The following is a 7,298-nucleotide window of genomic DNA, read 5'->3' on the forward strand; positions in this document are numbered from 1 at the left end:
CGTCCGCAGGGAGGCCACGAGGCGCCGCGCGGCGGCGACCGCGGCGGCGCGCCGCACGAACGCGGCCGCGAATGACGACCGGGCCGCGCGGCCCAGCCGCGTGGCCCGTGCGGGGTCTGCCTCGATCCCGCGCCAGCCACGCCGGCCGCCCCCGGATCGACCACCCGAAGCGGTCCGACATCGCATCGACTGACACCGCGCTGACAACCTTCGGGCTGGCTTCCGGCGGGCGGCGCGGCTACAGTGGAAACCTTGACGCCGCCTTACCGCGCACCGTTCACCGGAGACACCCATGAAGCGCCTTGCCCCCCTGTTCCTCGCCTGCGGCCTGCTGGCCGGCACCGCCGCCCACGCCGCCCTCAACGTCGGCGCGCCCGCCCCCGACTTCAGCACCCAGGCCTCGCTCGGCGGCAACGTTTTCACCTTCAAGCTGGCCGAGGCCCTCAAGCAGGGGCCGGTGGTGCTGTATTTCTACCCGGCCGCCTTCAGCAAGGGCTGCACCATCGAGGCTCACGACTTCGCCGAGGCCACCGACGAATACAAGTCGCTGGGCGCCACCGTCATCGGCGTCTCGGCCGACGACATCGACACCCTGAACAAATTCTCGGTCAGCGAATGCCGCAGCAAGTTCGCGGTGGCGGCCGACGGCGACGGCAAGATCATGAAGGCCTACGACGCGGTGCTGGACGCGCGGCCCGACCGCGCCCAGCGCGTGTCCTACGTGATCTCGCCCGAAGGCAAGATCCTGTACGAATACACCAACATGAATCCCGAGGCGCACGTCACCAACACCATGAAGGCGCTGCGCGACTGGAAGGCCGGCAAGAAATAACGCCGCCACCGTGAAAACAAGGGAGGGCCGAAGCCCTCCCTTTTTTCATTCCCCCGGAAGCCCCGGCCCATCCAGGACCGGCGGCCGCGCTGCCGTCAATGGAACGGCCACACCGTCGGATGCGTGCCGGGCGGGTTGGACGGCCGGGTCCAGCGCGCCGGCGTGAGCGAGAACTGCGCCGCATGGCGCACCGCGATCAGCTCGCCGAATCCCGACGCCTCCGTTTCCATCAGGCCTTCGAAGCCCGGCAGGGCGCGGTTCAGCCCGCCTTCGACGCGGCCCAGCGTGCGCAGCCAATGCGCGGTCTGCGCCAGCGACACCCGCACATGCCAGCTGCCGCCCTCGGTGGCCTGGCGCGCCAGCGCCACCTGTGCGCCAAACGCCATCAGGTAGCCGGAGGCGTGATCCAGGATCTGCATCGGCAGCGCCCGGGGCGCTTCCTGGCCGGCGGCCTCGGCCTCGGCATGGTTGAAGCCGGCGGCGGTCTGCACCAGCGAATCGAAGCCGCGCCGGTTGGCCCACGGGCCGGTGGCGCCATAGGCCGTCAAGGACACGTAGACGATGCCTGGCCGCAGGCGCGCCGCGTCCTGCGGACCGAACCCCAGCGCGGCCATGCCGCCGGGACGGTAGCCCTGCACCAGGACGTGCGCGCTGCGCAGCAGGTTGGCCAGCGCGATGCGGCCATCGGCGGTGTCCAGGTCGGCGTGCACCGACAGCTTGCCGCGGCTGGTGTCGATGAGGTTGGCGATATTGGGCAGGTGCGGCGAATTCACCAGCATCACGTCCGCGCCGTAGGCCGCCAGGGCCCGGCCACAGACCGGACCGGCGATGATGCGGGTCAGGTCCAGCACGCGGATGTCCTGCAGCGGGCGCGGATCGTGCCCATACTTGGGCAAGGGCCGCGGATCGGCCTCGCCGATGCGCTCGATCGTCAGCAGCGGCTGCGCCGCGATCGCCTGGCCCTGGGGATGGCGGTCCCATTCATCGAAACTGCGCATCGCGGTGACCACCATGCCGGCGTCCGCCGCCACCTGTTCGAAGTCCTGCGCGCGCCAGCGGCCCAGCGCCTGCTCGACCGCTTCGCGGGTGGCGCCGTCGCCGGTCGGACAGCCCAGCAAGGCCAGGGCGCCATCGCGATGATGCGGAAAATTGGCATGGATGCGGACCCAGCCGCCGTCGCCGCAGCGGTAGACGCCAGTGATCGGATCGCGCGGATCGGGCGCGGCGCCGTTGATCAGGAAATGACTGCGGCATTCCTGGGCGGCGTGCAGCATATCCACGCCGACCTGCTGCCGCTCGCCGCCGCGCAGGTGCCAGATCTCGGCCGCGGCCAGGGCCGCCGCCGCCATGCTGACCTGCGCCGCGGTGCCAACCGCGAAGGACGATGGCAGCACCGGTTCGGCGCCAGTCAGCACCGCGTGCTCAAGCGACTCGTCCGGCAGGTCGAGCGAGCGCCAGAGCTGTTGCAAGACGTCGCGTGGCGTCTTGGTGGCGGATGAGCGTCCCCTCAGGAAGGACGCGCGGAAATCCATCAGATGTCCCATGGCGTTTGTCTTTTTACTTTGTCGTTGAATGATTACATGGCGCTGGCCGCCGCCGCGTCAATATGCCGGGAGCGCCAGCGTGTTTCATGGTTTGACCGGCGTTTCGGCCGATTTCCCGGGGCCCGCGCGCGCCGCCCCTGCGCCCGCCGGCGAACCGCCCGCCGCCGGCGCCGTCACATCTACTCGTAGTTTTTACATGGTGTGGGCAGCCTGCCGGACCCGCGCGAACGCGCCGGCCGGCGCGATAGAATGCCAGCCTTGCCGCGCCCTCCCCGCCGCCCCTTTTCCGGACCGACCGCTCCCATGCATACCCTGATCTGGCTGCGCACCGACCTGCGCCTGCACGACAACCCCGCCCTGGCGGCCGCGGCGCAGGCGGGCACGGTCACCGCCCTGTTCATCGCCGCGCCGGGACAATGGCGCCGCCACGGCGAGGCGCCGGCCAAGATCGACTTCTGGCTGCGCAACCTGCGCGAACTGTCGCAAGACCTGGGCCGCCTGGGCATTCCGCTGAAGCTGCTGACTCTGGACACCTGGGACCAGGCGCCCGATGCGCTGGTCGGCTTCTGCCGCGAGCACGACATCGCGCAGGTCCACGCCAACACCGAATGGGCCGTCAACGAGCGCCGCCGCGACGACGCCGTGGCGCAGCGCCTGGCCGAGGCCGACATCGACTGGACACTGCATCACGGCGCGTCGCTGCTGCGTCCGGGCACCGTGCTGACCGGCAAGGGCGACTGCTACCGCGTCTATACCCCGTATGCGCGCGCCTGCCGCGAACGCCTGCGCAGCGCGCCGCTGCGCGCGGTGCCGGCGCCCAAGCCGCAAACCGCGCCGGCCTGGCGCGCCGACCCGCTGCCCGACGCATTCGACGGCTACGCGCCCGCCAGCGACGCCATCCGCGCGCTGTGGCCCGCCGGCGAGACCGCCGCGGGCGACCGATTGGACGCCTTCGCCGATGGCGTCATCGACGCCTATCGCGACGAGCGCGACTTCCCCAGCCTGCCCGCCACCAGCTGCCTGTCGCCGTACCTGGCGGCCGGCGTGCTGTCGCCGGGCCAGGCCCTGCGCGCGGCCCAGGCCGCCAACCACGGCGAGCTGGAAAGCGGCAACGCCGGCGCCGCCACCTGGATCAACGAACTGCTGTGGCGCGAGTTCTACCAGCACCTGCTGGCGGCCTGCCCCGAACTGTCGATGCACCGGCCGATGAAGCCGGAAACCGCCGCGGTGCCGTGGCGCGACGCGCCCGACGACCTCGCGGCCTGGCAACAGGGCCGCACCGGCCTGCCGATCGTCGACGCCGCCATGCGCCAGCTGCTGGCGCTGGGCTGGATGCACAACCGGCTGCGCATGGTCACGGCCATGTTCCTGTCCAAGAACCTGCTGATCGACTGGCGCCTGGGCGAAGCCTGGTTCATGGCGCACCTGGTCGACGGCGACCTGGCGGCCAACAACGGCGGCTGGCAATGGAGCGCGTCCACCGGCGCCGATTCGGTGCCGTACTTCCGCGTCTTCAATCCGCTGTCGCAATCGCGCAAGTTCGATCCGCGCGGCGCGTTCCTGCGCGAATGGCTACCCGAGCTGGCTCACCTGGACGACAGCGCCATCCACGATCCCAGCCCGATGGAGCGCGCGGCGGCCGGCTATCCCCTGCCCATCGTCGACCTGCCGCAGAGCCGCCTGCGCGCGCTGGAAGCCTTCGGCAACCTGCCCAAGGCCTGAGCCGCGCCGGCCAAAATCGTCCATCACATCACGGCCGCGACCTTTTGCGGCCGTTTACGTTTCGCATCGTTTCAAAATATCTTGATGTAGATCAACCCGGCGATATCGCCCGTCCCCGATGATCCGGCAGCAGCAACACGCCCCCGCCCATCAGAGGACGAAAGACGCATGCGCAACAACCAGCCGGTCTACGACAAGGAATACACGCTTCACGACGAGCAGTACCTGATCTCGCGCACCGACGCCCGCGGCCGCATCATCTACGCCAATCCCGCGTTCGTGGAGGTCAGCGGCTTCACCCGCGAGGAGCTGGTGGGCGCCGCCCACAACATCGTGCGCCACCCCGACATGCCGGAAGAGGCGTTCGAGGACCTGTGGCGCACCATCCAGCGCGGCGAATCCTGGACCGGCGTGGTCAAGAACCGCCGCAAGGACGGCGGCTTCTACTGGGTGCTGGCCAACGTCACCCCCATCATCGAGCGCGGCGAGACGGTCTGTTATGCCTCGGTGCGGGTCAAGCCGACCCGCGCCCAGATCGAGGCCGCGGACGCCGCCTACCGGCAACTGCGCGCCGGCACCGCGCGCGGCTTCAGGCTCAGCCGCGGCCAGGTCAAGCCGACCGGCCTGCGCGGCGTGTTGGCGCGGCTCAAGATCTGGCGCCTGACCGGCGTGCGCTCGCGCATGCTGGCCTGGGCCATGCTGGCCTCGACGCTGTTCCTGGGCGCGGCCGGCGTGGCGCTGTACGGCATGCTCGACCGCATGAGCACCGAGGAAATCGCGCTGGCGGCGGCCATGCTGGCCAGCGGCGTGATCCTGATCTTCGCCTCGGGCTGGGGCTTTGCCCGCTCGATCACCGGCCTGCTGGTGACCGCCACCGACTTCACCCGCCAGATCGCCGCCGGCAACCTCAGCACGCCGCTGCCGCCCGCCAGCATCCGCGACGAGATCGGCGCCCTCAAATTCTCGCTGGAGGTGATGCGCAAGAGCCTGGTCAGCATCACCCGCGACGTCCACAACGGCATCGAGAGCGCGCTGACCTCGGCCGCCGAGATCGCCGACGGCAACGCCGACCTGTCGGCCCACACGCAGCGCCAGGCGGCCTCGCTGGAGGAAGCCGCCGCCAGCATGGAACAACTGGCGTCCACGGTGAAGCAGACCGCCACCAACGCGCATGGCGCCGATCAGATGGCCAATCAGGCCTCGGACGTGGCCAAGCGCGGCGGACAGGTGGTGGACGACGCGGTGCGGGCGATGCAGGGCATCGTGCACAGCACCTCGCGCATCAGCGAGATCGTCGGCATCATCGACGGCATCGCCTTCCAGACCAACATCCTGGCGCTGAACGCCGCGGTCGAGGCGGCCCGCGCCGGCGAGGCCGGCAAGGGCTTCGCGGTGGTGGCGTCCGAAGTGCGCAGCCTGGCGCAGAAGAGCGCCACCGCCGCGCGCGAGATCAAGGAACTGATCGAGGCGTCGAACCACAAGGTCGAGGATGGCGTGCGCCACGTCGAGCGCGCCGGCGAAGCGATGCTGGACATCGTCGAGTCGGTGCGGCAGGTGACCCAGATCGTCAACGAGATCGCGGCCACCTCGAACGAGCAGCACACCGGCATCGACAACGTCAGCCGCACCATCTCGGAGACCGACAGCGCCGCGCAGAGCAACGCGGCGCGGGTCGAGCAGGCCAGCCTGGCGGTGGACAACCTGCGCACGCGCGGCGCGCAGCTGCGCCATGCCATCGAGGTGTTCCGCATCGCCGGGGCCCAGACCGTGCTGCCCAAGCGCGCCGCCGCGCCGGCGCCGGCGGCGCTGATACCCGCGCCGCGCCAGGGGCAGCCGTTGCTGGAACGGCGCGCCTCGTAACGCCCGCGGCGGCGCGGAGTCGGGCGCAGGCGCCGGATCAGCCCCCGGTTCAGGCGCCGGCCGCGGCCGCCTGGATCGCCGCCAACTGGCCCGCCAGACCGGCGCGCGCGGCGGGAAAGCGGCCATCCAGCGCCGCCGTGCCCACCGTGAACCCCGCCGCCCCGGCGCGGCACGCCGCCCGGATGCGCTCGGGCGTGTCGAGCGAGCCGGCCACGATCACCGGCGCGCCCGCCGCGCACACCTGCGCCATCAGCGCCGGCACATCGACGTCGGCGCGGTAGGCCAGCAGGTCCAGCCCATGCACGCCGGGCAGGCCGGCCAGCCGCGCGGCGCTGCGCGCGATCTCCTCGCGCGTGCCGCCCAGGATGCTGGGATGCCCATGGACCCGCCCGGGAAACGGGTAATAGCGGATGGGCGAGCCGGCCAGCAGCGGCAGCGCGTCGGCCGCGTGCGTGCCGCCCAGCAGACAGTCGACCTCCAGTTCGCGCGCGGCGCGCACCGACGCCAGCTCGCTGTCCCGGTCCTGCGACACCACTTCCAGGTAGCTGCGCGCGCCCGCCGCGCGGATGGCGGCGTTGAGCCGCCGCAGGACCGCTGGCGGCTGGCCGATGTCCTTGAAGCCGATATGGCGCACCCCGCACGCGAGCGCCGTGTCCAGGTGGGCGTCGGCGTCCGCCACGGTGCGGTCGTTGCGGGTCAGCATGAAGATGAAGTCGGCGGGCATGATGTCCAGGATGATAGGAGGTTCAAAGGGATGCCGCATGGGCGGCGAGCCGGAAGGCGTGGTCGATGGCGGTCCGCAGGCTGGCGGGATCGGCGATGCCCTGCCCGGCGATGTCGAACGCGGTGCCGTGATCGGGGCTGGTGCGCACGAACGGCAGCCCCAGGGTGATGTTCACGCCCTGCTCCAGGCCCAGGTACTTCACCGGGATCAGGCCCTGGTCGTGGTACTGCGCCACCACCACGTCGAAGCGCCCCTGCCGCGCCTGCATGAAGACCGTGTCGCCGGGCCACGGGCCGCTGGCGTCGATGCCCTCGCGGCGCGCGGCCTCGATCGCCGGCCGGATGATGCGCCGTTCCTCGTCGCCGAACAGGCCGCCCTCGCCGGCATGCGGATTCAGGCCGGCCACCGCCACGCGCGGCGCCGGCGCGCCGCGCGCGCGGCCGCCCTGGTGGGCCAGCCGGATCGCCGACAACTGCGCCTCGAAGTCGGCGCGCTCGATGGCCTGGCGCAGCGAACAATGAATGGTGACCAGCACCGTGGCGATGGCGTCATTGGCCAGCATCATCGCCACGCGCCGCGCGCCGCCGCGCTCGGCCAGGATCTCGGTATGGCCGGG

At 71.3% G+C, this 7,298-nt stretch carries 6 protein-coding genes; 3 read left to right on the top strand and 3 right to left on the bottom strand.

Annotation, left to right across the window (positions count from 1 at the left end; genetic code table 11):
• Window positions 1-292: 292 nt before the first annotated feature.
• On the top strand, window positions 293-832 hold the full coding sequence (locus AOZ53_RS32750; RefSeq protein ID WP_054435473.1) for a peroxiredoxin: 540 nt from the start codon (window positions 293-295) through the stop codon (window positions 830-832).
• A 95-nt stretch (window positions 833-927) separates the two neighbouring features.
• Here AOZ53_RS32750 and AOZ53_RS32755 read toward each other — a convergent pair whose 3' ends face one another.
• Window positions 928-2,376, bottom strand: a complete 1,449-nt coding sequence (locus AOZ53_RS32755; RefSeq protein WP_082385870.1) for a CoA transferase — start codon at window positions 2,374-2,376, stop codon at window positions 928-930.
• Between the two features lie 303 nt (window positions 2,377-2,679).
• On the opposite strand from AOZ53_RS32755, the gene phrB reads away from it, so the two are divergent.
• Both phrB and AOZ53_RS32765 read left to right on the top strand, forming a co-directional pair.
• Window positions 2,680-4,098: a deoxyribodipyrimidine photo-lyase gene (gene phrB / locus AOZ53_RS32760; protein WP_054491025.1), complete on the top strand. Its 1,419-nt coding sequence runs from the start codon at window positions 2,680-2,682 to the stop codon at window positions 4,096-4,098.
• A 168-nt stretch (window positions 4,099-4,266) separates the two neighbouring features.
• A complete protein-coding gene (locus AOZ53_RS32765; RefSeq protein ID WP_054435468.1) occupies window positions 4,267-5,958 on the top strand; it encodes a methyl-accepting chemotaxis protein in 1,692 nt (563 codons plus the stop codon).
• Window positions 5,959-6,007: 49 nt separating this feature from the next.
• On the opposite strand, the gene AOZ53_RS32770 is transcribed toward AOZ53_RS32765, so the two are convergent.
• Together AOZ53_RS32770 and AOZ53_RS32775 are read right to left on the bottom strand one after the other, a co-directional pair.
• A complete protein-coding gene (locus AOZ53_RS32770; protein ID WP_156333602.1) occupies window positions 6,008-6,721 on the bottom strand; it encodes a 4-hydroxythreonine-4-phosphate dehydrogenase in 714 nt (237 codons plus the stop codon).
• On the bottom strand, window positions 6,705-7,298 hold a 594-nt coding region (locus tag AOZ53_RS32775), incomplete at its 5' end, for a PdxA family dehydrogenase (protein ID WP_197286556.1). The genes AOZ53_RS32770 and AOZ53_RS32775, both read right to left, overlap by 17 nt.

The organism is Achromobacter sp. 2789STDY5608621 (assembly GCF_001299375.1).
GTDB lineage: Bacteria > Pseudomonadota > Gammaproteobacteria > Burkholderiales > Burkholderiaceae_B > Achromobacter > Achromobacter insuavis.

Excerpts from the sequence above, each read along its gene's own strand:
- phrB (WP_054491025.1), top strand. The coding sequence starts at position 2,680 with ATGCATACCCTGATCTGGCTGCGCACCGACCTGCGCCTGCACGACAAC.
- AOZ53_RS32750 (WP_054435473.1), top strand. The coding sequence starts at position 293 with ATGAAGCGCCTTGCCCCCCTGTTCCTCGCCTGCGGCCTGCTGGCCGGC.
- AOZ53_RS32755 (WP_082385870.1), bottom strand. The coding sequence starts at position 2,376 with ATGGGACATCTGATGGATTTCCGCGCGTCCTTCCTGAGGGGACGCTCA.
- AOZ53_RS32770 (WP_156333602.1), bottom strand. The coding sequence starts at position 6,721 with ATGCGGCATCCCTTTGAACCTCCTATCATCCTGGACATCATGCCCGCC.
- AOZ53_RS32765 (WP_054435468.1), top strand. The coding sequence starts at position 4,267 with ATGCGCAACAACCAGCCGGTCTACGACAAGGAATACACGCTTCACGAC.